The organism is Pseudoalteromonas sp. HL-AS2 (assembly GCF_031198805.1).
In the GTDB taxonomy this organism is placed as follows: domain Bacteria; phylum Pseudomonadota; class Gammaproteobacteria; order Enterobacterales; family Alteromonadaceae; genus Pseudoalteromonas; species Pseudoalteromonas nigrifaciens.
The window spans coordinates 1,533,385-1,558,102 of record NZ_CP133571.1 but is presented as its reverse complement, the minus strand read 5'-3'; the positions used below and the strand labels follow the sequence as shown (position 1 = coordinate 1,558,102).

The window sequence follows — 24,718 nt, the reverse complement described above, 5'->3', positions numbered from 1 at the left end:
ACAGTGCCTAATTTAAATAATTGAATATCATTTATGAAGTCTATCTTTCTAACCATGATTAAAGATCATATGTATAGCAAGCCTTATGCAACAAGGCGCTAATGGTGTTATTAGCCCTTTTTCAAGATTATAAACGTCTCTATTTAAAACAAAAAAGCACAACCCACACGAGTTATGCTTTTTTAATTAATCTTAAACCAACTCATTTTACAAACGAATGCCGCCGTCTATTTCTACTACGCGACCGGTAAAAAAGTCGTTTTCGATAATATATTGTGCGGTATGGGCTATTTCTGCAGTTTCACCTAAACGCCCTACTGGAGTTACGCTAAGCATGCGCTCTTTAGCTTCTGGTTTCATTACGTCGGTCATTGCGGTGCTTATAACACCTGGTGCAATTGCGCCTACGCGAATACCAAAACGGCCAAGCTCTTTAGCCCATGTAGTAGTAAGCGCTACAACGCCTGCTTTAGAGGCTGCGTAGTTTGTTTGCCCTATGTTTCCGGCGCGCGCTACGCTCGACATATTTACAATAACGCCACCTTTGCCCGACTCAATCATATGGCTGGCAGCTTCTCGGCCTGCCAAAAACACGCCAGTAAGGTTTACGTCTATTACTGATTGAAATTGCTCAAGCGACATTTTTTTAACTACTATGCCGTCTTTAGCTTTAATAAACATGCCATCGCGTAAAATACCGGCATTGTTGATCAATACACCAATATGGCCAAAGTCGCTATTAATGGTGTTAAATACCGCTTCCATTTCGCTCTCGTTGGTAACGTTAGCGGCGTAGCCTTGAATACGCGTAGTTACGCCGTCAAGTTGACTTAATTGCTCAGTTGCTGTGTTAAGTGCATCTTGCGCCATATCGATTAGGGCAATGTTTGCGCCCATTTTTGCAAACTTTTGCGCCATAGCAAAACCTAAGCCTTGTGCGCCACCGGTTATTACTACCGTGTTATTTTTAATTTCCACGCGTTACCCCTACTTCGAAAATAATTTAAATATGGCACTAAAATCTTCAGTACCCGCACCTTGGTGCTGCAGTGTAGCGTATAAGTCGTTGGCCATTGAACCCATTGGCGTGGCTGATTTACTTTGCTTTGCTGCTTCCATTGCCAAGCCTAGATCTTTCGCCATTAGATCGACCATAAAGCCTGGTTTGTATTCGTTACTTGCAGGAGCCGACTCCATTACACCTGGACACGGGTTATATAACTCTAACGTCCAGTTACGCCCTGAGCTTGCGGTCATTATGTCGCTAAGTACTTTAGGATCTAGGCCATTATTTATGCCCATTTGTAGTGCTTCGCTGGTGCCTGCCATTAAAATGCTCAACAGCATGTTATTACATATTTTTGCTACTTGCCCTGCGCCAATGTCGCCTGCATGAAAAATATTTTTGCCCATATCAACCAGCACAGTATTGGCTTTGTCGAACGCGGCTTTATCGCCACCTACTATAAAGGTAAGTGTGCCGGCGGTTGCGCCTGCAACGCCACCCGATACCGGTGCATCTACAAAGCTAATACCTTGCTGTGCTAACTCTTTACCAACCACGCGCGCCGATTCGGCATCTATGGTTGAGCAATCAATAACTAAGGTGGTTTTGCTTAAGCTGTTAATTAGCCCGTTTTCGCCCAAATAAAGCGCTTTAACATGCTTGCCAGCAGGCAACATGCTAATAAGTATGTCTACGTTGTTGGCACATTGCGTTGCATCTGCGGCTGCGTTTGCACCTTTGCTTTTTAGCTCGTTAACTGTATTTTGGTTTAAGTCGAACACACTTACTGTGTGCCCTGCTTTAATAAGGTTTGCCGCCATGGGCCCACCCATGTTGCCTAAACCAATAAATCCTATATTGAGTTTGCTCATAGCTTTAGCCTTGTTGTAATTGTTTAAGTGGGTGGTTATTGCCATAGCGATCTTCAAAAAAGCTATCTACCACTGAGCTTGGCACGTCGCTGAGTGTTTTGTATTGCCAGTTTGGCGCACCGTCTTTGTCGATTAACAATGCACGTACACCTTCTTGAAACTCACCCACTTCGCCGGCACGTACCGACATACCTAGCTCCATTCTAAAACACTCAGCAAGGCTTTTGCCTTTACTGGTTTTTAATTGGCGGCTTACTAACGCACAACTTAGCGGACAACCATGCTTAAGCGATTTTTGCGCCTTTAGTAGCCATTTGTCGTCTGTGTTTAAGTTTAAAATATAGTCAACCTGTTGTTGTAGCGTAGTAAACTCAGCGAGTTCTTGAATAGTTGCCAAATTTGCTTTGATATTACCTTTAGGTAAACGCCCTGATTGCTGATCTAAATCAGTTAACAGCGTAGTAAGTTTTTCGTGATTTAAGCTGGCCGTTTTACCCCACTTAATGCTGAGTAAACCCGCTAAAAGTGCATCGTATTTGTCTGCTTTTACATAGTGATCGGCAAGGGCAACAAAACGGGCATCGTCGCAATTTATAGACGCTGACGTGAGCCCTAAAAATAATCCAACACTGTGAGGCATTTTATGTAAAAAATAACTGCCGCCAACATCAGGGTATAAGCCAATTGTTTGCTCAGGCATTGCTATACGCGATGTTTCGGTTACTACGCGGTGGCTTGCACCGGCCATTAAGCCTAAACCGCCGCCCATTACAATACCGTTACCCCACACTAATAATGGCTTTTCGTAACAGTGAATTAAATAGTCAAGGCGATACTCTTGCGTAAAAAAATCTTCTACTAAGTCGCTTGCGCTGCCTTGAGCCATAGCGTGGTGCAAACTTACAACATCGCCGCCAGCACAAAAAGCTTTGTCGCCTGCGCCTTTTAATACCACCATGGCAATACTGCTATCTTGCGCCCAAGCTTTTAGTTGCGGCTCTAATAGTTTGATCATTTCAAAATTTAGGGCGTTTAACGACTTTGGTGCATTTAGCGTAGCAAACGCTATTAAAGCACCGTTTGACGCGGTTGCCGTTTCGAATACGACTGCGTCATCTGCATGATTTAATAATGTTAAGCCGCTCATTAGCCGTTCACCCAATTTGCACGACGCTTTTCTAAAAAGGCACTTACACCTTCTTGCTGATCTTCGGTGTCAAATAAGGCCACAAATAACTCACGTTCTAGCGGTAAAATGCTCGCCATAGGCTGATGACGCCCTTTTTGAATCAATGTTTTACATGCTGCAACCGAAGACGGACTTTGATCGGCCACTTGGTTAGCTAGTTTAAGCGCCGCAGCAAAGCTTTCGCCTTGTGGAACAACTTCTTCAATTAAGCCAATTTGCAGTGCTTTGTCGGCTTTTAAGCGCTCGCCACATAAAATCATGCGTTTTGCCCAGCCTTCGCCAACCAGCCATGCTAGGTTTTGTGTACCACCAGCGCACGGTAGTAAACCTACTTTAGCTTCAGGAAGTGCCATTTGTGCTTGCTCTTCAGCAATACGAATATCACACGCGAGTGCTACTTCTAAACCACCGCCCATGGCATAGCCATTAATAGCAGCAACCGACACGCCCCTAAAGTTACTAAGTGCTTCAAATGCTTCGCCAAATACGCGCGACATTTCGGCGGCTACGCCTTTATCGCCACCGGCAAACAAGTTTAAGTCGGCACCGGCACTAAAAAACTTTTCGCCTTCGCCGGTAAGCACTAGTGCATAAATATTTTTATTTTTGTTTAGCTTATTAACGGTGTTTTTTAAGGCAATTAATGTGTCTTTGGTCCAGGTATTTGCTGGCGGGTTTGACATAGTTAATATGGCTACATGACCTTCGGTCGTTAATTCAATGCTAGGATTAGACTTAGTATTTGACTCTGACATAAATAACTCCTTATAAAACTTCGCTGGCTGACTCTGCTAAAATACGACGCGCTATAATAACGCGCATAATTTCGTTAGTGCCTTCTAAAATTTGGTGTACACGTACATCACGTACATGGCGCTCTAATGGGTATTCTTTAATATAACCATAGCCACCATGAATTTGCAGGGCGTCGTTACATACGGTAAAGCCCACATCGGTTGCAAAACGTTTTGCCATAGCACAATACGTGGTTTTTTCGCTGTCGTTATTATCAAGCTTAAACGCAGCCAGCCTTACCATTTGGCGCGCGGCTACAAGCTCGGTGTTCATATCGGCAATTTTAAACTGCAGCGCTTGAAACGCGGCCAGTGGTTTACCAAACTGAGTGCGTTCTTTTAAATATTCGCGAGCCGTATTAAGCGCCGCTTGCGCTGTGCCAATTGAACAGGTTGCAATATTAATGCGCCCGCCATCAAGGCCTTGCATAGCAAATTTAAAACCTTCGCCTTCTGCACCTAATAAGTTATGCGCCGGAATACGCACATCTTCAAAACTAATTAAGCGTGTAGGTTGTGCGTTCCAGCCCATTTTTTCTTCGGCTTTACCGTATTCAACACCTTTAGCGTCGGCAGGTACTATAAAGGCCGAAATACCTTTAGGGCCATCGCATCCGGTGCGCGCCATAACGACTAATACTTCGGTTTCGCCCGCGCCCGAAATAAACATTTTTGAGCCGTTAATTACGTATTCGTCGCCATCGCGTACTGCTTTGGTTTTTAGCGATGCGGCGTCTGAACCTGAGCCTGGCTCGGTTAAACAATACGATGCCAGTAAGTCGCCAGTAACTAGTTGTTCGCAGTATTTGTCTTTAGCGGCGTCAGTACCAAAGCTTGCTACCATCCAAGTGGCCATATTATGTATGGTTAACATGGCTGTTGTTGCGGTACAGCCCATAGCAAGTTGCTCAAAAATAATGCTTGAATCTAAGCGCGATAAGCCAAGGCCACCGGCTTCTTCTGGCGTGTAAAGGCCACAAAAACCTAGTTCGCCTGCCGCTTTAATCGTGTCTTTAGGAAAAATATGTTCGCGATCCCACTTAGCGGCGTACGGTGCGAGTTCTGAGTCAGCAAACTGACGTGCTGTTTGAGCAAATGCTTGCTGATCATCTGATAAATTAAAGTCCATATAGACCTCTTCAATTAGTTATGTGTTGTCTAGGTGATTAGTGAAGAGCAACGAAGGTAATAGGAGTTACCTTCGTGCCCTTCTTTATTATTAATTATGCTTTTTATAAACTATTTATTATGAGTAATTACTTTAAGTTAATGCTCATATTTGGACCCGACGCTATGTCGTCTTCAAACCAACGTGAAGTAATGGTTTTAGTTTCGGTATAAAAACGAATACCTTGCTTACCGTAAGTGTGAGTGTCGCCATAAAACGAGCCTTTCCAACCAGTAAACGAAAAGAACGGCAGTGGCACCGGAATTGGCACGTTAATACCTACTTGGCCTACTTCAATTTCGTGTTGGAACTTACGCGCAACTGCGCCGCTTGAGGTAAACAGCGATGTGCCGTTACCGTATGGGCTGTCGTTTATTAGCGCAATGGCTTCATCTAATGTATCTACAAACATACACGCCAGTACGGGACCAAAAATTTCTTCTTTATATAAGTCCATGTCTTTAGTTACATCGGTAAACAAGGTTGGGCCTACCCAATTACCTTGCTCGTAGCCTTCAACCGTAAAGTTTGAGCCGTCAATTAAACATTTAGCACCTTGCTCTTTACCACCGGCAATAAGCGATAAAATACGTGCTTTGGCAGCCGGTGACGTTTGCGGGCCATACGCTGCACCAGCATCATCCCATACGCCTGGGCGTACACCTTCAAAACCTGCTTTAATTTCATCAACCCAGTCTTTTGCTTGGCCAACAAATACCGCAACCGAAATACCCATACAACGCTGGCCAGCTGCACCAACCGACGCGCCAACTAAGTTATTTACCACATGCGATTTGCTGGCATCAGGCATAATAACCATGTGGTTTTTAGCACCCACACACGCTTGTACGCGTTTAAGATTTGCTGTGCCTTTTGAATAAATATAAGCGCCAACGCCACACGAGCCAACAAACGAAATAGCGCGTACTGCTTTGTCCTCTAGTATGCGATCTACTTGTGGTTTTGTACCATGTACTACTTGTAACACGCCTTTTGGCGCGCCAGCTTCCATAAATAACTCAGCTAAGCGCATTGGCGTAAGTGGATCTTGTTCAGACGGTTTTAAAATAAAGGTGTTACCACACACAATTGCCAGCGGAAACATCCACAATGGGATCATTGCCGGAAAGTTAAACGGCGTAATACCCGCACACACACCTAATGGTTGCATGTAAGAATACGTATCGATTTTACGCGCTACGTTTTCCATGGTTTCGCCCATCATTAATGACGGTGCGTTAGCCGCTTGCTCAACTACTTCAATACCACGCCATACATCGCCTTTAGCGTCTTCAAAGGTTTTACCAAGCTCATGACAAATAATAGTGGCAAGCTCGTCGTGGTGCTCTTTTAATAGCGCAGCGTATTTCATCATAATGCGCGCACGTTCAGTAATTGGCACATCTTTCCACGTTTTAAACGTTTCTGAAGCCGAGGCAATAGCTGCATCCATTTCTGCGTCTGTGGTGCAAGGTACTTGGGCTAGCACTTCTTGGTTGGCTGGGTTTATTACGTCAATAAGTTCTTTTGAGCTTGATTGAATAAATTCGCCATTAATCAGTAGTGGTACTTGGTGCATAATTAAATCCTGTTTTATAAGAGTGTTAGTGCAGCTTTATTATTATAATTAGCGCTGCATTGATTATTATTTTGTGATGAAAAATTAAAGTGTTTCTACTGCCATGGCCACGGCTTCACCGCCACCAATACATAAAGACGCTACGCCTTTTTTAAGGCCACGATTTTTAAGTGCATGAATAAGCGTTACTAAAATACGTGCGCCGCTTGCACCAATTGGATGGCCCAATGCACATGCACCGCCGTTTACGTTTACTTTGTTTTCATCTAGTTTAAGCTCGTTAATAGCAAGCATAGTAACCATGGCAAACGCTTCGTTAATTTCCCACAGGTCAACATCGGCTGTAGTCCAACCGGCTTTTTCTAGTACCTTGTTCATTGCGCCCACTGGCGCTACTGTAAATTCGCTTGGTTTTTGAGAATGCGTGCTGTGCGCTATAATTTTACAAAGCGGGGTTAAGCCCTGCTCTTTGGCTTTTGACTCGCTCATTAAAATAAGTGCTGCGCCACCGTCTGAAATTGACGATGAGTTAGCGGCTGTAATAGTGCCGTCTTTTTTAAATGCAGCACGCAGGCTCGGAATTTTTTCTGGGCGGGCATTACCTGGCTGCTCGTCAATGGCAACGGTAACGTCGCCTTTGCGTGTTTGCATAGTGTGCGGTGCAACTTCGTTATTAAAGCTGCCGTTTTCAATTGCGGCTTTTGCTTTGGTTAGCGAGCTTAGTGCAAAGTTATCCATTTGTTCACGGCCTATACCGTATTCATCGGCGGTGTCTTGTGCAAAACAACCCATAGCTTTGTTGTCGTAAGCATCTTCAAGGCCATCGCTCATCATGTGATCTTTAATTTCGCCATGCCCCATGCGCATGCCGCCGCGAGCTTTGGGAATAAAGTACGGTGCATTACTCATACTTTCCATGCCACCAGCCACTGCTGAGTTTATAGAGCCCGCTTTAATTAGATCATGTGCCAACATTGCCGCTTTTAAGCCAGAGCCACACACTTTATTTATAGTGGTAGCGCCCGTGCTAAGTGCTAGGCCTGCTTTTAACATTGCTTGACGAGCAGGCGCTTGGCCTACACCAGCAGGTAATACACAGCCCATAATTACTTCATCAATAGCATCTGTGCTTAGGCCTGTTTCTGCCAATGCACTAGCAATAGCGGTTGCCCCCAGCTCAGTTGATTGCGCATCATTGAGTGCGCCCATAAATCCACCCATAGGGGTGCGTTTTGCTGCTACAATAACAACGGCTTCAGTAGTCATAAAAAGGCTCCATTTAGTAATTGGCCCCGTGCAATTTAATGCGCTGAACCAAACAATTTATTTATAATCTGTTTACGAGCATACATAATATTTACGTTTACGCCAACGTAAATCTAAAATCAACTTTTAGTTGACTGTAAAAACTGTAAACTTATTTGTATTATGTTTCATTGCACTTCAGTAAAAACGCCTACGCAGGCTTTAAAGCCTAACTTTAATGAAAGTTTACTCGCCATTTTCATTAGTCTAAAGTATTACACAAACATCTTGCTTTACCTTTACGTAAACTTCACTTATATTGGGGTTATTCGAATGAGGTAAAACACTATTATGAAACCAGATAATCAAACAAGCTTTGCAACGTCGGCCACTGTGCCTGCCAATAATGAACAAACTTTTAGTATTAGCGAACTCGCAAAGGAGTTTGACATTACCACCCGCTCTATCCGCTTTTATGAAGACCAAGGGCTTGTTACGCCAAGTAGAAATGGCCAAACCCGTATTTACTCTAAACGCGATAAAGTACGCTTAAAATTAATTTTACGTGGTAAACGCTTAGGTTTTACGCTAGCAGAAACAGGACGTTTGTTTGAACTTTACGACGCCGACAAATCAAGTGCTAAGCAGCTGGTAACTATGCTGGACCTTATTAGCGAGAAAAAAGCCGACCTATCACAACAAATGGACGACATTAAAGTTGTTCTTATGGAATTGGTAACAGCCGAGCGCCGTTGCCGCGACACACTTAATAAAATAGATGAGTAATACGCGGTATTAACTTAATCAATCACACAGGAATGAATCATGAGCACTATTTCACTATATAAAGAAATGAACTTTGGCCTTGGCGAAACCGCCGATATGATCCGCGGACATGTAAACAGCTTTGCCAGCCAAGAAATTGCCCCACTAGCCGAAAAAACTGACCTTGATAACGCTTTCCCAAATCAACTTTGGCCACAAATGGGCGAAATGGGTTTATTGGGAATGACAGTAGCTGAAGAATTTGGCGGTGCTGGTTTAGGTTATTTAGAGCATGTTATTGCCATGGAAGAAATTAGCCGTGCAAGTGCTTCTATTGGCCTAAGCTATGGTGCGCATTCAAACCTGTGTGTAAACCAAATTAATCGTAACGGCACGCAAGCCCAAAAAGAAAAATACTTGCCTAAGCTTATTAGCGGTGAGCACATTGGTGCCCTTGCTATGAGCGAGCCAAATGCGGGTTCAGACGTAGTTTCAATGAAGCTTAAAGCCGAGAAAAAAGGTGATAAGTACATTTTAAACGGTAATAAAATGTGGATCACCAATGGTCCAGATGCGCATACTTTAGTTATTTACGCTAAAACCGATTTAACTGCCGGCGCAAAAGGTATTACTGCATTTATAGTAGAGAGCGACTTTCCTGGTTTTTCAACCGCGCAAAAGCTCGACAAACTTGGTATGCGTGGCTCAAATACCTGTGAACTGGTATTTGAAAACTGCGAAGTACCCGAAGAAAACATTTTAGGTAACTTAAACGAAGGCGTTAAGGTATTAATGAGCGGCCTAGACTACGAGCGCGTAGTACTTGCAGCAGGCCCACTGGGTATTATGCAAGCGTGTATGGATATTGTTGTACCTTATATTCATGAGCGCAAACAGTTTGATACGCCTATTGGTCAGTTTCAGTTAATTCAAGGTAAAGTAGCCGACATGTATACGCAAATGAACGCCGCACGCTCGTATGTATATACAGTGGCTCGCTCGTGTGATCGCGGTGAAACCACCCGTAAAGATGCTGCCGGTGCTATTTTATATGCAGCCGAGCTGGCAACTAAAATGGCGCTAGATGCCATTCAAATTTTAGGTGGCAATGGTTATATAAATGAATACGCAACGGGCCGCCTACTACGTGACGCCAAATTATATGAAATTGGTGCAGGTACCTCAGAAATACGCCGTATGCTAATTGGCCGCGAACTTTTCACTGAAAGCCGTTAAGGATTAAATAATGACGATTTTAACATCGAGCGTTAATCCTCACGATCCAACGTTTGTACAAAACCATAAAAATATGTCGGCGTTGGTAGATGATTTACGTAATAAAGTGGCAACCATTAGCCAAGGTGGCGGCGCTGCATTAAAAGAGCGCCACGAAGGCCGCGGTAAATTATTTGTACGTGACCGTATTAGCACTTTAATTGACGAAGGTTCGCCATTTTTAGAAATTTCGCAATTTGCCGCCTTTGGTGTTTACGAGCAAGAAATTGCGTGTGCCGGTGTAGTAGCAGGTATTGGCCGTATTAAAGGTGTTGAATGCATGATTATTGCAAACGATGCCACGGTTAAAGGCGGTACTTACTTTCCGCTAACGGTTAAAAAGCATTTACGCGCGCAAGATATTGCTGAGCGTTGCCATTTACCTTGCATTTATTTAGTTGATTCGGGCGGTGCAAACTTGCCAGAGCAAGATGATGTATTTCCCGATAAGCTGCATTTTGGCCGTATATTTTACAACCAAGCCCGTATGTCGGGTAAAGGTATTCCACAAATTGCTGTGGTTATGGGTTTATGTACCGCAGGCGGTGCCTATGTACCGGCCATGGCCGATGAAAGCATAATTGTAAAAGATCAAGGCACTATATTTTTAGCGGGTCCGCCTCTTGTTAAAGCTGCAACCGGTGAAGTAGTAACCGCCGAAGAGCTTGGTGGTGCCGACGTGCACTGTAAAACATCGGGGGTTGCCGATCATTACGCGCAAAATGACGAACATGCGTTGTCGATTGCGCGCCAATGTATAGCGCGTATTAATTACACCCGCCCTACTGCGCCGTTGCTAGAGGAAGTTAAAGCACCTCGTTATGATATTAACGAGCTTTACGGCATTGTTGGCACCGATCTTAAAAAGCCATTTGATGTACGCGAAGTAATAGCGCGCACAGTTGATGACTCATCGTTTGACGAATTTAAACGCTACTTTGGCGAAACCCTAGTAACGGGGTTTGCGAGTATTTATGGCCACCCAGTGGGCATAGTCGCTAACAACGGTATTTTGTTTAGTGAGTCGGCGCAAAAAGGCGCGCACTTTATTCAGCTATGTACGCAGCGCAACATTCCTTTAGTGTTTTTACAAAACGTAACCGGCTTTATGGTAGGTAAAAAATACGAAGCCGAAGGTATAGCTAAACACGGCGCTAAAATGGTTATGGCGGTATCGTGCGCCGATGTGCCTAAATTTACCGTACTGATTGGTGGCTCATATGGCGCAGGTAATTACGGCATGTGTGGCCGTGCATTTGAACCTACCATGATGTGGATGTGGCCCAATGCGCGTATTTCTGTAATGGGCGGCGAGCAAGCAGCCGGTGTAATGACGCAAGTTAAGCAAGACGGTTTAGCCCGTAAAGGCCAAAGCATGAACGAGCAAGAAGTAAGTGACTTTAAACAGCCAATTATTGATCAGTACGAAGAGCAAGGACATCCGTATTATGCCAGCGCCCGCTTATGGGATGACGGCATTATTGATCCTGCCGACACACGTAGCGTTTTAGGACTTGCCTTAAGTGCCGCTAGTAATGCACCAGTGCAAGAGTCGAAATTTGGCGTATTTAGAATGTAATCGGAGCGTAAAATGTCAGTTACTCTACAAATAACAAAATCAAATGTGGCGGTACTCGTTTTAAGCCGCCCAGAAAAACGCAATGCATTTAACAGCGAAGTCATTCAAGAGCTTATAAAATGTATTGAACATGCTAATACGCTCGATATTCGCGCCTTGGTGTTAAAAACTGAGGGCAAACATTTTTCAGCCGGTGCCGATTTAGCCTGGATGAAATCGATGGCAGATAACAATGTTAACGATAATTTAGCCGATTCAATGCAGTTAGCTAAATTAATGCAAGTGTTAGCAACAAGCCCGCACCCTACTATTTGTGCCGTGCAAGGCGCTGCGTTTGGCGGCGCTTTAGGTTTAATTGCCTGTTGCGACATTGCAATATGCCAAGACAATGCACAATTTTGCCTAAGCGAAGTAAAGCTGGGGCTTATTCCTGCGGTTATTAGCCCTTATGTAATTAAAGCCATTGGTGAACGTGCAGCGCGTAGATACTTTTTAACTGCTGAGGTGTTTGATGCGCATACCGCTAAGCAACTTGGGTTAATTCATCAAGTAACCGGTAATTTAGAATGTGCACTCGACGCTATGCTGCAAACATTGATTGATAATGGCCCGGTTGCAGTAAAAGCGGCAAAAGCACTTATTAACGATGTAGCAAATAAAGAAATAACCGATGAGCTAATTGAGCTTACCGCTCATCGTATTGCCAAAATTCGTGTATCGGATGAAGGCCAAGAAGGCTTAAGCGCTTTTTTTGACAAACGTCCACCACAATGGCAACTGTAGGATTAATTATGAACGTAAATAAATTACAAAAAATACTCATTGCTAACCGTGGTGAAATAGCGTGCAGAATAATGCGCAGTGCTAAATTAATGGGCTTAACCACAGTTGCTGTGTATTCCGATGCTGATAAACACGCGCAGCATGTAAAAATGGCTGACGAAGCCTACCATATTGGCCCTGCGCCAAGTAAAGACTCGTATTTAGTTGCCGATAAATTACTGCAAGTAGCAAAAGACAGCGGCGCAGATTGTATTCACCCTGGTTATGGGTTTTTGTCTGAAAACAGCACGTTTGCCAACGCATGTGAAGCAAATAATATTGTATTTGTTGGACCACCAGCAAGCAGCATTGAAGCTATGGGCTCTAAAACGCGTGCTAAAGAAATTATGGCCGCGGCTAATGTGCCATTAGTACCTGGTTATTATGGCGACAAGCAAGATCCTGCTTTTTTACAAGCAGAGGCCGAAAAAATTGGCTACCCGGTACTGATCAAAGCAGCATTTGGTGGCGGTGGTAAAGGCATGCGCGTGGTAAATCACGCTAATGAATTTATTAGCGCACTTGAAGGCGCACAGCGTGAAGCCGTTGCTGGTTTTGGCAACGACCTTGTATTGCTAGAGCGTTACGTTAACCAACCACGCCACGTAGAAGTACAAGTGTTTGCCGATAACCACGGTAACTGTGTTTATTTAGGCGATCGTGACTGCTCGTTGCAACGTCGTCATCAAAAAGTAATTGAAGAAGCCCCTGCCCCGGGTTTATCAGACGAGTTGCGCAAAGAAATGGGTGAAGCCGCGGTGCGTTGCGCTCTTGCAATAAACTATCGCGGTGCAGGTACAGTTGAGTTTTTACTGTGTGGCGATGAGTTCTTCTTTATGGAAATGAACACGCGTCTGCAAGTAGAGCACCCGGTTACCGAAATGGTTACTGGTGTTGACTTAGTTACGTGGCAAATTAATATTGCCGGCGGGCAAACACTGCCACTCAAACAAGCAGATATTAAATTGCAAGGCCACAGCTTTGAAGCGCGTATTTACGCTGAAGACCCTGCTAATGAGTTTATTCCGTGCTCAGGCACAATTGAAGCACTTTATACCCCGCTAAACAGTGAGTTTGTACGCATTGATACTGGCATTGCAGCCGGTGACGAAATTAGCCCATATTACGACCCCATGATAGCCAAGTTAATTGTGCATGATGACAATCGCGAACAAGCGCTGAGCCGTTTACAACATGCGCTTGAGCAATTTCACTTAGCGGGCTTTAGTACTAACATTGGCTTTTTACATAACTTAGCTGTGCACCCTAGTTTTAAACAAGGCGCGCCTAGCACTCACTTTATTGCCGAGCAAGGCGATTCGCTAGTGGCGGTTGATCAATCTCTGCGCCAAGCAAGCCAGCTTATTGCAGCTTTTACTTATTTAGAGCAGCTAGTTAGCACCCAAGGAAAAACGCCAAATACAAGCCCTTGGCAACAACTCAGTGGCTTTGCCCTAAATGCACCGCAAAGCGTTAAAATTGCGTTTGTTGATTTAACCTTTAATGCGGTTAAAACGAAAAATGGCTACAGTATTACCCATAATGAGCACGTATTTAATGTTCAAGGCAGTTTAAATAATGGCCTTTGTAGTGTATTTATTAACGGCGAAAAACACACAGCCCACGTAAGTCGCGTTAATAACGTGATTACCGTAATGCACAAAGCACTACAAACTCGCCTAGAGCTAGTAAATAAGCACTATATTAGCGATCACCAAAGTGATGCCCTGCCTTTAGCTGCGCCACTTAATGGTACGGTAGTAAAACACTTAGTTGAGCTGGGCAGTAGTATTACCAAAGGTGACCCTGTGGTTATTATTGAAGCGATGAAAATGGAATATACGCTCAATGCCCCGCACGATGGTATTTTACAAAGCTATTGTTTTGCCGAAGGTGAACTGGTAAGCCATGGCGCGTTACTGGCTATAGTTGAAGATACGACAGTTGCAAGTGACCCTGCTAAGGGAGGCGCATAATGAGCGTTTTTCCGCAAAAAGTGCGTATTGTTGAAGTAGGCGCGCGCGATGGCCTACAAAACGAAAAAGCAGTAACCACTGCCGACAAAGTAGCGCTTATTAACGCGCTTGCTGCTGCGGGTTTAAAAGACATTGAAGCCGGTGCGTTTGTATCCCCTAAATGGGTGCCGCAAATGGCAGACTCAGCTGATGTGATATCAGCTCTTGATTTGCCCGATGTAAACTTAAGTGCGTTAACCCCTAACTTAAAAGGCGCACAAGCTGCGCATGCCTCTGGAATTAAAGAATTTGCCATATTTACAGCGGCTAGCGAATCGTTTTGTCAAAAAAACATTAACTGCAGTATTGAGCAAAGTATTGAGCGTTTTAGCGACGTTATGGAGTTTGCCAAAGCGCATAACATTAAAGTACGCGGCTATGTAAGTTGTGTTTTAGGTTGCCCGTATGAAGGCGAAATAGACCCTCAAGCTGTACTTTATGTTAGCCAAAAGCTACTCGCACTAGGCTGTTATGAAATAAGCCTTGGCGATACCATAGGTGTAGGCACAGCTAAAAAGGTAACTGAGTTACTTACTTTGCTATTACAGCACATTGATAAGTCGCAGCTTGCAGTGCATTTTCATGACACTTACGGCCAAGCGCTCACAAATATTTACGCGGCACTAAACTTAGGTATAGCAACGGTTGACGCGGCAGTAGCAGGCCTTGGTGGTTGCCCTTACGCTAAAGGAGCGTCAGGAAATGTTGCCACCGAAGATGTAGTTTACTTACTGCAAGGGCTTGGCATTGAGCACGCAATTGATTTACAAAGGCTTAGTGATGCAGGATGGCAAATAACAAAAGCGCTTGGCAAACAACCCGTAAGTAAAGTGTCGATTGCATTGCATGCTAAATAACATCCCAAATAATTTTTATACAAAGTATTTATAAACTAACTATCATGTAGTTAGTTAAACAATTTAAGCACACAATGAGGAGTGACTCATGGCCGGATTTGATAAGGTAGTTTCTAGTTACGAAGCTGCAATGGCAGGATTAAAAGACGGCGATACCGTAATTGCCGGTGGTTTTGGTTTATGTGGTATTCCTGAGGGCTTAATTAAACAAATTAAGCAAATGAAAACCAAAGAGCTCACCGTGGTGTCTAATAACTGCGGTGTTGATGACTTTGGTTTGGGCATTTTATTACAAGACAAACAAATTAAAAAAGTAATTGCCTCATACGTTGGCGAAAATGCCCTATTTGAGCAACAGTTACTCAGTGGCGAAATTGACGTAGAGCTTACACCACAAGGCACTTTGGCAGAAAAAATGCGTGCTGGTGGTGCAGGTATTCCGGCGTTTTACACCGCAACAGGTTACGGTACGCCCGTTGCCGAGGGTAAAGATGTAAAAGAATTTAATGGTCGCCCTTATATTTTAGAAGAGTCGATAACCGGTGAATTTGCTATTGTTAAAGCATGGAAAGCCGACCGTTACGGAAATTTAGTGTTTCGTCATACTGCAATGAACTTTAATCCACTTGCCGCAACCGCTGGTAAAATTACGGTAGCCGAAGTAGAAGAAATTGTAGAGCCGGGTGAACTTGAGCCAAGCCAAATTCATACCCCTGGCATTTATGTAAACCGCGTTATTAAAGGCAACTTTGAAAAACGCATTGAGCGTGTTACTACACGAGATTAAGCAGGAGCATTAATATTATGGCATTATCACGTGAACAAGTTGCAATGCGCGTTGCACAAGAGCTAAAAGATGGCTATTACGTTAATTTAGGCATAGGAATTCCGACACTCGTCGCAAACTATGTTCCAGACGATATTGAAGTTATGTTACAGTCCGAAAATGGCTTGTTAGGCATGGGACCATACCCAACTAAAGCAGAGCTAGACGCCGATATGATTAACGCGGGTAAAGAAACCGTGACAGCTGCAAAAGGTGCAGCCATATTTAATAGTGCAGATAGTTTTGCCATGATACGCGGTGGTCATGTAGACTTAACAGTTCTGGGCGCTTTTGAGGTAGATCAAAACGGTAGCATAGCGTCGTGGATGATCCCTAAAAAGTTAATTAAAGGCATGGGCGGCGCAATGGACTTGGTTGCAGGCGCGCAAAATATTATTGTTACCATGACCCACGCCAGTAAGCATGGCGACTCAAAGCTATTAGAGGCCTGCACATTACCGCTTACCGGCGTTAATTGCGTTAAAAAAATAGTTACAGATTTAGCCGTACTAGAAGTTAAAGACGGCGCATTTCATCTGTTAGAGCGCGCTCCGGGCGTATCTGTAGATGAAATTATTAGTAAAACAGCAGGTAAATTACTTGTTGACGGTGAAGTACCAGAAATGGTGTTTTAAGCCCTAGGTTTAAACTTTACCTTGTACCGACCTCATTCCCAGTGCCAATGGCGCTGAGTTACCCAAAATCCCTCTAACGAGGGATTTTTTTTGCCTATTTTCCTGAGTTTTATTATTATTTTAAGGTGCTAAAATTTAGCGCTAACTTGTAACTCCCCTGCACCACCTTGTTACCTTGTTGCACCATTATTGTGAACTTAATGCAGTAAAAGTTTCAACCTTCTGATATTATTGATTTTAATAATTGGTTCAGTTATTGCCTTATATAGGCGACTCAAACAACTTTATATTGGAAAACATGCAAACTCCTATACGTGGTCTTCGCTCATTTTGCTTCGCGGCACGAAGTTTAAGCTTTAAGCATGCAGCAAATGAGCTGTATTTAACGCCTTCGGCTGTAAGCCATCAAATTAAACAACTAGAAGAACAACTTGGCATTGAGCTTTTTGTGCGTAAAACCCGCTCGATTAGTTTAACTGCAGCTGGAAAGGACTTTTTTGAAGCTATATCGCCAATAGTTAGTACGCTTGAGAGCACAATTAATGAATTTAGCCAAATGCAGCAAAATACAAGTTTAACGATTACCTTGCCTGAGTTTTTTGCAAGCGAGTTGCTAATGCCTAGATTGCGCGAATGGACGTCGGCGCACCCTAATATTAATTTACAAATGGATACGCTTAAAACCCGTAAAGAGCTAACCCGACATAGCGACTTATCAATAGTGCTGTCCTCGAATAAGCCAACCGAAGGCGTTGTAACAGAGCTGTTTAACTTAGAGTATATACCTGCTTGCAATAAAAACTTGTTAGCACAATGGAAGGATGATCATTGTAAAGCCCTTAATCAAGTGCCGCTTATATTACACAAAGCACGCCCTTGGGCATGGCATCAGTGGGCCGAGAAAGCTGGAATAGTTGACTTTTCACCAACCCAAATTATACAAATTGACAGCATGTTTGGTGTAGCACGAGCAGCGCAGCAAGGTATGGGGATTGCGCTTATTCCTCTGCCTATAAGCCAAAGCTGGCTAGACGAACTCTGGTTATATAAATTATTCGAGCGCCCGCTGACCACTAAAGACAAGTACTATTTAGTGCAACACGAGCCAAGTAATGTAAATCATCCGCTTGATTTATTTGCTAAGTGGGTTATAGCTACTTTTAAAAATACACAAACCAAACCTATAGATTAATTTATTTCACTCATTGGGTGTATTTTTATCGTTTGTGATTAATGCTCAATAAATCTAAAGTTCACCTATCGAAAGTATTTCAGTTTAATTTAAGGTTTGATAATTAAGCTGGTAAAAGAATCTTATATTGTGTGTGTAAGATGTTGCCAGTGTAAAAAACGGTTCAAGTTAGGTGGTGACTTGGCTTGAACTGTTTTTATTTTTAGGCAATCCACATAATATTTACTAAAAATAAATTAGGCTTTAATACTGCTTTTTAGCTAAAGCCTTAATTAAAAAGCCCAGTAAAAGTTAAGTTTACTGGGCTTTTGTATATCTCACGTATTTTTAATCCCTTGGTATAAATTCAAGAACCGTAGCATTTATACAATAACGGTCTGTACCGCGTGGGCCTTCCCCGGGGAATAAATGCCCTAAGTGTATGCCAGTACTTTTAGAGCGCAGCTCAATACGAGTCATTCCCCAGCTACTGTCGTCATGTTCAGTAACGCTACTTTTTATTGGATGCGTAAACGATAACCACCCAGTTCCAGAGTTAAACCTATCGCGGGTATCAAATAGCGGCTCGCCACTGAGCTTATCGACAAAGGTGCCATCGGGTGTATTTTTAAAAATTTTGTATTCTTTGCAATAAGCGCGATCGGTTTTTGAATTAAATGCAACTTTATAGGCTTCACTATCGCCTAGTTTAAATGCGCCAAGGGCTTTGTAAAACGCCTCTGGGCTTGCATAGCCTTGACGTCCGTATACTTCAGTGCCATTTTCTAAAAATAAAATAGTGGGGGTTGCCCAGGTTGCCGACTTAATGGTTAAACCTTGGAGTTGATCGGCGTGGCGAAAGCTCATAGCAATACTGCCTTTGTAGTCGTTAGCTACAGCGCTTTTAAATTTTTCACAGTATGGACAGTATTCGCGTGAGTCTAATACCACGATTTGTTTACCCATTAATAAAGCGGAGTTATCTACTTGTTCGGGCGGTTTTTTGTTAAACACCACGCCAGTTGAGTGATCGGGACAATAGCCATTTGGATTTTTTTCTAAATAATTTTGATGATATTCTTCAGCTGCATAAAAAGTGTCAAGTGGCTTAATAATAGTGGCTATAGTGCCGTACTCTGCTTGCGTAAGCAGTTGTTGATATTGCGATTTAACTTGCTTTGCTACTTGCGCTTGCTCAGTGGTGGTAGTTAAAATAATTGAGCGATACTGAGTGCCTACATCGTTACCTTGGCGATTTTTTTGTGTTGGGTCGTGGCTTTCAAAGTAGTTTTCGAGTAGCTCCTTTGCGCTAATAATATTGCTGTTATAGGTAACTTGCACAACTTCGGCGTAATTGTCCTCGTCAAAGCGACGTGATTGATTGGTTATATTGCTGTAAGTGGCTTTAAAGCCGTTTCCATCCGCATAACCTGACTCAGCATCAATAACACCATTAAGTGCTTCGTAGCGTTTTTCAGCGCCCCAAAAGCAACCTGAGCCAAGTACTAGTGTTTCTACGTGCATAGTCGCTTGAACATTACTTTGCACGACTTTTTCCATTGATAAAGCAACACTGCTTGCACTAAATAAAATAGCAACGCTAGATAAATAAATTAAACCCTGATACGACATAAACTACCTCTTAAATAAATGCTAAGGCCGGTTACTGTTGCGAATGTATTTTTAACAAAAAATAGTAACAGGCTTTAATAAAGACCTTACCTGTTGAATTATTATTTCAACTTGGTAAGTAATTAAATACGAGTGAGCGGCTTATAAGGTTTATATTTTATCTCTTAATCCATTTTGCTGGTCGCAATGGTGTAAATAAATCAATAGAACTATGTTAGCTTTGAAACATGTTGTATTAACAGGTTTGTTTTATGAGTTCGGCTCCTATAATTTATGCACTTAGTAACAATAGCTTATTGATAGATGCAGCACATTTAGACGCAAACAATGTATTAACTATACAAAAAAAAATTTGGGCTTTAGCTGCGCACTGTAAAAACACCGCAGAGTTTACCGACTTAGTTGCAGGAATGAATTCCCTCACCTTGTATTTAAAGTCATCGGCGGGCTTAACTAAATGGCTAGAGGCATTACCATTATTATGGGATGAGCTTAAAAGCAGTACTTTTACTGGTAAACACCATTTAATAGAGACCCTATACGAGGGTGAAGATCTTGCTTATGTAGCCAGCTTTCATAATTTAAGTATTGATGAGGTAATTAGTATACATAGCAAAGCTCAGTATCACGTTTTGTTTTTAGGCTTTCAGCCCGGATTTGCCTATTTACATGGTTTAGATACACGCCTACATACCCCAAGGCGCGCTGAGCCTCGCATTAAAGTACCTAAAGGTGCGGTGGCTATTGGCGCTACCCAAACCGGTATTTACCCTAGCGACACTCCCGGTGGCTGGCATATTATTGGCCATACCAATACCACATTATTTAATAGCTCTCATTCGCAACCTTGCTTAATGCAACCAGGCGATACCCTTGAGTTTGTAGCGCTAAAAAACCAAGGAGCAGGCGCATGATAAAAGTACTAAAACCAGGCGTACAACTCACTATTCAAGATTTTGGCCGAATTGGCTATCGTCATTTAGGAGTAAGTAAAGCTGGCAGCTTAGACCCCTGTGCACAATTAATAGCTAATCGACTCCTTGGTAATAACGACAACGATGCGGTGCTTGAAGTAACTGTGGGCTTATGTGAGCTTGAATTTAACTGCGATACTGTCATTGCCATCCAAGGCGCTGATTTACAGGCAAAGCTTGATGAACAGCCGATTTACCCAGGTTGGACATACGCTATTAAAAATAAACAAGTATTAAGCTTTGCCACAGGACGAGCGGGGTTAAGAGCATATATTGCAGTAAAAGACGGCGTGCAGTGCCCACTAATAATGGGCTCTCGAGCAACTGATTTAAATGCATGCTTTGGTGGGCTCGATGGCAAAGCACTCAGCAGTGGTGACTGCATTCCAATTAAGCCTTTTAATGGCCCTTTTATAAAAATGGGGGCTATTGCTCCACCGCAACGTAAAATTATCCGCTTGCACCCTAGCCCACACGCAAAGTTATTAGGTAAAACACTTTTGCATAGCTTTACTTCGGGTAAATTTAAAGCCAGCCCTAACAGTAATAGAATGGGCGTAAGGTTAGTAAATAATACAGATAATCTGATGCACACACATTCATTACCTTCTGTGGCTGTAAACCCAGGGAGCATACAATTGCCCCCCAACGGAGAGCCCATAGTATTACTTAATGATGGCCAAACTACCGGCGGCTATCCGCTACTAGGTACAGTGATCAGTGCTGACTTACATCAATTTGCACAGTTTAGAGCAGCCGATAATATAGAATTTGAATATGTAACCCTAGAGCAAGCACGCAGAGCCCAACATAAACAAAATGCTCATTTATATCAGCTCAGTTTGGCACTCAATAATAGCAATAATAAAAAATAGAGAGGTTATGCTCGATTTAAATATAAATAGAAGCATAGTGTAATAAAAGTACAAACTCCTACGGCAGTAACCTTACTCGCCGTTAATATTGTTTTAATGTATAGCGTGGTGTTCAATGACTAAATCAACTTACCCTATGGCGTGCGTATTAATTACCGGTTTTGCTCCTTTTGATGGCGAAACCATTAACCCCTCTTGGCAAGCAGTGCAAAAACTCGACGACCATATAATAATGAAGCATAAAGTATGCGCTATTGAATTATCGTGTGAGTTTAATACCTCTATTGCACAACTACACCAAGCGATAGAGGCCCATAACCCGGCGATAGTTTTATGTGTTGGCCAAGCTGGTAGACGCAGCGAAATATCTATAGAGCGCATTGCGATTAATATAGACGACGCTCGCATTAAAGATAATGCCGGTAAGCAACCTATTGATACCCCAATTGCAAAAAATGGCCCCGATGCTTATTTTAGCAATTTACCAATAAAACGCATGTTAAGCGCCTTACATGAAAGTGATATTCCCGCGGCCATTTCTAATACTGCCGGTACTTATGTGTGTAACCATGTAATGTATGGTTTGCTGCATTATATAAACGAAAACTATACAAAAATGAAAGGCGGCTTTATTCATATTCCTTATTTACCAAGCCAAGCAGTGCACCATAATGGCGCACCAAGTATGAGTGAAGAAGTGGTAATAAATGCGCTAAAAGTAATGATAGCTGAAGCTTTGAGCAATGAGCGCGATGTAAAAATAGCAGCCGGCACCACACATTAATCATTTTGGTGCAATACGAGCTATGTTGGTGCATAAATTATTCTTATTATTTTGTAAATGCGGTGTGACTTACGTTATTAATTCTGCTAAAACAAAGGTGAGTCGCAGAGTTTTTTTGCTCTGCAATACACATAAAAACAAGAATGAGGGGTAGTCTATGTGTTCAATTTTTGGGGTGTTAGATATAAAATCTGATCCCGTACAGTTGCGTACGCAAGCCATCGAAATGTCGAAGTTATTAAGGCACCGCGGCCCTGATTGGTCGGGTGTTTATGCATCGAAAAAAGCAATTTTAGTACATGAACGCCTAGCTATTGTAGGGGTTTCTAGCGGTGCACAGCCTTTATATAATCCAGAAAAAACACATATTTTAGCGGTAAACGGTGAAATTTATAATCATAAAGAATTAGCGGCAAATTTAACCACCGATTTTACCTTTCAAACAGAATCTGACTGCGAAGTTATTTTAGCGCTTTACAAACAAAAAGGTGCCGACTTTTTAGATGATTTAAATGGCATTTTTGCATTTTGTTTATACGATGAAGAAAATGACAGTTACCTTATTGGCCGCGATCATATTGGTATTATTCCGCTTTACACCGGTCACGATGAACACGGTAACTTTTACGTAGCTTCAGAGCTAAAAGCCCTTTCACCAATTTGTAAGCACATTGAAGAATTTCCGCCTGGGCATTACCTAAGCAGTAAAGATGGCGAGCTTAAAGCGTATTACAAACGCGATTGGCAAAGCTTTGACGCCGTTAAAAATAACAGCGCAAAGGCCGAAGATGTTAAAAGCGCACTAGAGGCAGCCGTTAAACGCCAGCTTATGTGCGACGTGCCTTATGGCGTATTACTCTCTGGTGGCTTAGATTCGTCGCTTATATCGGCTATAACCCAGCGTTTTGCGGCAAAACGAATTGAAGATAACGACGAAAGCGATGCATGGTGGCCTAAATTGCATTCTTTTTCTGTTGGCCTTGAGGGCTCACCTGATTTAGCCGCGGCTAAAAAAGTAGCCGATATGATAGGCACTATTCATCACCCTATTATATTTACTATTGAGCAAGGTATAGATGCCCTGCGCGAAGTGATTTACCACATAGAAACATACGATGTAACCACTATTCGTGCCTCTACTCCTATGTATTTAATGGCCCGACAAATTAAAGCCATGGGTATTAAAATGGTGCTATCGGGCGAAGGAGCAGATGAACTGTTTGGTGGCTATTTGTATTTTCATAAAGCGCCGAATGCACAAGAGTTTCATGAAGAGCTTAACCGTAAAGTATCTAAACTGCATATGTTTGATTGCCTACGTGCCAATAAGTCGATGGCAGCATGGGGAGTTGAAGCTCGCGTACCATTTTTAGATAAAGAGTTTGTGGATGTGGCAATGCGTATTAACCCACAAGCTAAAATGTGTACAGAGGGAAAAATAGAAAAGCATATTTTACGCGAAGGCTTTGCAGATTATTTACCAGAGGAAGTATTATGGCGTCAAAAGGAGCAGTTTTCAGACGGTGTAGGTTATAACTGGATTGATACCTTAAAAGAGTTTGTAAACGAGCAAGTGAGCGATCAAGAGCTTGCCAATGCAAAGTTTAAATACCCTATAAATACCCCCGATTCTAAAGAAGCATATTATTACCGCGCTATTTTTGAATCTCACTTTCCTGGTGATGCCGCCGCTAAATGTGTGCCTTATGGCAAATCGGTAGCGTGCTCTACGCCCGAAGCGCTGGCATGGGATGCGTCGTTTCAAAATAATGCTGACCCTTCTGGACGTGCCGCGCTTATTCATAACGATGCGTATGCTAGCAAAAGCTAAGCGAATTTATTTAGCGCCTCACAAGCCAGCATGGCTTGTGAGGCGCTTTATAACACTCACATCGTCTCAAGCTGTTTTTTATAACCACACAGCTAACTTAGCCGGTTCAAGTGCTTTAATTGTTATTTATAAAAAGGGCTTAACCTCTAAATTGATGCAATATATTGCGTCAAAATCGAATCATCCTGCGACTGTATTTTTAAATCAAAATGAGATAACTAAACCTTATTGTAAAATTCGCTGGTTTAACCAAACAAATGAAATTAAGCGCTGTGGGCATGGCACTTTGGCTGCAGCTAACTTTTTACTTCATTATTTTTCTTATTGCCCACAGGTATTTATTACAAGCTGTAATGAGCGTTTTAAAATAAAAATTAACAGGCAACAGGCTCAGTTGGTATTAGCAAGTATTGAGTCGATAAAGTCCCCCTGCTACTGTAAATTACAGCGAGTATTTTCATTATCAATAAAAGCCGCGTACAGCAGTGCCAATAAAAACGGTTACACCTTGTTATTGTTCAATGCAAAAGACGATTTAACACGCTTACAAGTTGATTTTAAAGCCCTAAGTCACCTGCATAAAAATGCGGTTATTGCGCTAACAGTACAAAATACTCAAGCACAAAATGCCATTGCACATTTTAGATACTTTGCCCCGCAGTTTGGTGTAAACGAAGATACCGCAACGGGTTCAGCAGTATCGGTTATTGCACCCTTATTATTTAGACTATACGGTTTAAATAAAGTTACGCTTATACAGCAATCGCCTAATGGCGCGTTGTTAAACTATGAACTTAACAACGGCCAAGTTGTTATTTACTAAT

General features: G+C 42.6%; 23 protein-coding genes. 15 read left to right on the top strand and 8 right to left on the bottom strand.

Annotated features, from left to right (window positions below):
- Positions 1–207 precede the first annotated feature (207 nt).
- The 7 genes from RB215_RS07365 to RB215_RS07335 all read right to left on the bottom strand — a co-directional run bounded on the left by RB215_RS07365 (position 208) and on the right by RB215_RS07335 (position 7,874).
- A complete protein-coding gene (locus tag RB215_RS07365; RefSeq protein ID WP_089368245.1) occupies positions 208–978 on the bottom strand; it encodes an SDR family oxidoreductase in 771 nt (256 codons plus the stop codon).
- A gap of 9 nt (positions 979–987) precedes the next feature.
- The gene (mmsB, locus tag RB215_RS07360) at positions 988–1,878 is read right to left on the bottom strand and encodes a 3-hydroxyisobutyrate dehydrogenase (protein ID WP_086996141.1); all 891 of its coding nucleotides are present in this window, start codon (positions 1,876–1,878) and stop codon (positions 988–990) included.
- A gap of 4 nt (positions 1,879–1,882) precedes the next feature.
- Positions 1,883–3,025 carry an enoyl-CoA hydratase/isomerase family protein gene (locus tag RB215_RS07355; RefSeq protein ID WP_011328138.1) on the bottom strand — a complete coding sequence of 381 codons (1,143 nt, stop codon included), beginning with the start codon at positions 3,023–3,025 and terminating at the stop codon, positions 1,883–1,885.
- Entirely contained in the window at positions 3,025–3,822 is a 798-nt protein-coding gene (locus RB215_RS07350; RefSeq protein WP_011328137.1) for an enoyl-CoA hydratase, read from the bottom strand. Before RB215_RS07350 ends, RB215_RS07355 begins: the two co-directional genes overlap by 1 nt.
- 10 nt (positions 3,823–3,832) lie before the next feature.
- Complete coding sequence (locus RB215_RS07345; protein ID WP_011328136.1) at positions 3,833–4,990, bottom strand: acyl-CoA dehydrogenase family protein; 1,158 nt, start codon at positions 4,988–4,990, stop codon at positions 3,833–3,835.
- A gap of 127 nt (positions 4,991–5,117) precedes the next feature.
- Entirely contained in the window at positions 5,118–6,608 is a 1,491-nt protein-coding gene (locus tag RB215_RS07340; RefSeq protein WP_011328135.1) for a CoA-acylating methylmalonate-semialdehyde dehydrogenase, read from the bottom strand.
- An 84-nt stretch (positions 6,609–6,692) separates the two neighbouring features.
- The gene (locus tag RB215_RS07335; RefSeq protein WP_309217120.1) at positions 6,693–7,874 is read right to left on the bottom strand and encodes an acetyl-CoA C-acyltransferase; all 1,182 of its coding nucleotides are present in this window, start codon (positions 7,872–7,874) and stop codon (positions 6,693–6,695) included.
- Positions 7,875–8,204: 330 nt separating this feature from the next.
- Here RB215_RS07335 and RB215_RS07330 point away from each other — a divergent pair, with 330 nt between their 5' ends.
- The 9 genes from RB215_RS07330 (at position 8,205) to RB215_RS07290 (ending at position 17,819) form a co-directional block, all read left to right on the top strand.
- Positions 8,205–8,639, top strand: coding sequence for a MerR family DNA-binding transcriptional regulator (locus tag RB215_RS07330; RefSeq protein WP_011328133.1), 435 nt, complete (start codon positions 8,205–8,207; stop codon positions 8,637–8,639).
- 39 nt (positions 8,640–8,678) lie between these two features.
- A complete protein-coding gene (locus tag RB215_RS07325; RefSeq protein ID WP_011328132.1) occupies positions 8,679–9,854 on the top strand; it encodes an isovaleryl-CoA dehydrogenase in 1,176 nt (391 codons plus the stop codon).
- A 10-nt stretch (positions 9,855–9,864) separates the two neighbouring features.
- Positions 9,865–11,472, top strand: coding sequence for a carboxyl transferase domain-containing protein (locus RB215_RS07320; protein ID WP_309217118.1), 1,608 nt, complete (start codon positions 9,865–9,867; stop codon positions 11,470–11,472).
- Positions 11,473–11,484: 12 nt separating this feature from the next.
- The gene (locus RB215_RS07315) at positions 11,485–12,255 is read left to right on the top strand and encodes an enoyl-CoA hydratase/isomerase family protein (RefSeq protein WP_011328130.1); all 771 of its coding nucleotides are present in this window, start codon (positions 11,485–11,487) and stop codon (positions 12,253–12,255) included.
- Between the two features lie 8 nt (positions 12,256–12,263).
- Positions 12,264–14,270, top strand: a complete 2,007-nt coding sequence (locus tag RB215_RS07310; protein WP_309217117.1) for an acetyl/propionyl/methylcrotonyl-CoA carboxylase subunit alpha — start codon at positions 12,264–12,266, stop codon at positions 14,268–14,270.
- Complete coding sequence (locus RB215_RS07305) at positions 14,270–15,166, top strand: hydroxymethylglutaryl-CoA lyase (protein ID WP_309217116.1); 897 nt, start codon at positions 14,270–14,272, stop codon at positions 15,164–15,166. Before RB215_RS07310 ends, RB215_RS07305 begins: the two co-directional genes overlap by 1 nt.
- A gap of 88 nt (positions 15,167–15,254) precedes the next feature.
- Positions 15,255–15,953, top strand: a complete 699-nt coding sequence (locus RB215_RS07300; protein WP_011328127.1) for a CoA transferase subunit A — start codon at positions 15,255–15,257, stop codon at positions 15,951–15,953.
- A gap of 17 nt (positions 15,954–15,970) precedes the next feature.
- Positions 15,971–16,627, top strand: a complete 657-nt coding sequence (locus RB215_RS07295) for a 3-oxoacid CoA-transferase subunit B (protein ID WP_011328126.1) — start codon at positions 15,971–15,973, stop codon at positions 16,625–16,627.
- A gap of 298 nt (positions 16,628–16,925) precedes the next feature.
- Positions 16,926–17,819, top strand: a complete 894-nt coding sequence (locus RB215_RS07290; RefSeq protein ID WP_309217115.1) for a LysR substrate-binding domain-containing protein — start codon at positions 16,926–16,928, stop codon at positions 17,817–17,819.
- 327 nt (positions 17,820–18,146) lie between these two features.
- On the opposite strand, the gene msrA is transcribed toward RB215_RS07290, so the two are convergent.
- Positions 18,147–19,430 (bottom strand): peptide-methionine (S)-S-oxide reductase MsrA, encoded by a 1,284-nt coding sequence (gene msrA, locus RB215_RS07285; protein ID WP_309217114.1) that lies wholly within the window; start codon positions 19,428–19,430, stop codon positions 18,147–18,149.
- 251 nt (positions 19,431–19,681) lie between these two features.
- On the opposite strand from msrA, the gene pxpB reads away from it, so the two are divergent.
- The 6 genes from pxpB (at position 19,682) to RB215_RS07255 (ending at position 24,717) form a co-directional block, all read left to right on the top strand.
- Positions 19,682–20,344, top strand: coding sequence for a 5-oxoprolinase subunit PxpB (pxpB, locus tag RB215_RS07280; RefSeq protein WP_309217113.1), 663 nt, complete (start codon positions 19,682–19,684; stop codon positions 20,342–20,344).
- Positions 20,341–21,279 carry a biotin-dependent carboxyltransferase family protein gene (locus tag RB215_RS07275; RefSeq protein ID WP_309217112.1) on the top strand — a complete coding sequence of 313 codons (939 nt, stop codon included), beginning with the start codon at positions 20,341–20,343 and terminating at the stop codon, positions 21,277–21,279. Before pxpB ends, RB215_RS07275 begins: the two co-directional genes overlap by 4 nt.
- A 42-nt stretch (positions 21,280–21,321) precedes the next feature.
- Positions 21,322–21,402, top strand: coding sequence for a hypothetical protein (locus tag RB215_RS07270; RefSeq protein WP_303394021.1), 81 nt, complete (start codon positions 21,322–21,324; stop codon positions 21,400–21,402).
- Positions 21,395–22,063 carry a pyroglutamyl-peptidase I gene (pcp, locus tag RB215_RS07265; RefSeq protein ID WP_309217111.1) on the top strand — a complete coding sequence of 223 codons (669 nt, stop codon included), beginning with the start codon at positions 21,395–21,397 and terminating at the stop codon, positions 22,061–22,063. Before RB215_RS07270 ends, pcp begins: the two co-directional genes overlap by 8 nt.
- 157 nt (positions 22,064–22,220) lie before the next feature.
- On the top strand, positions 22,221–23,894 hold the full coding sequence (asnB, locus tag RB215_RS07260) for an asparagine synthase B (RefSeq protein ID WP_208834341.1): 1,674 nt from the start codon (positions 22,221–22,223) through the stop codon (positions 23,892–23,894).
- Complete coding sequence (locus RB215_RS07255) at positions 23,878–24,717, top strand: PhzF family phenazine biosynthesis protein (RefSeq protein WP_309217110.1); 840 nt, start codon at positions 23,878–23,880, stop codon at positions 24,715–24,717. Before asnB ends, RB215_RS07255 begins: the two co-directional genes overlap by 17 nt.
- The last annotated feature ends 1 nt before the right edge of the window (position 24,718 follow it).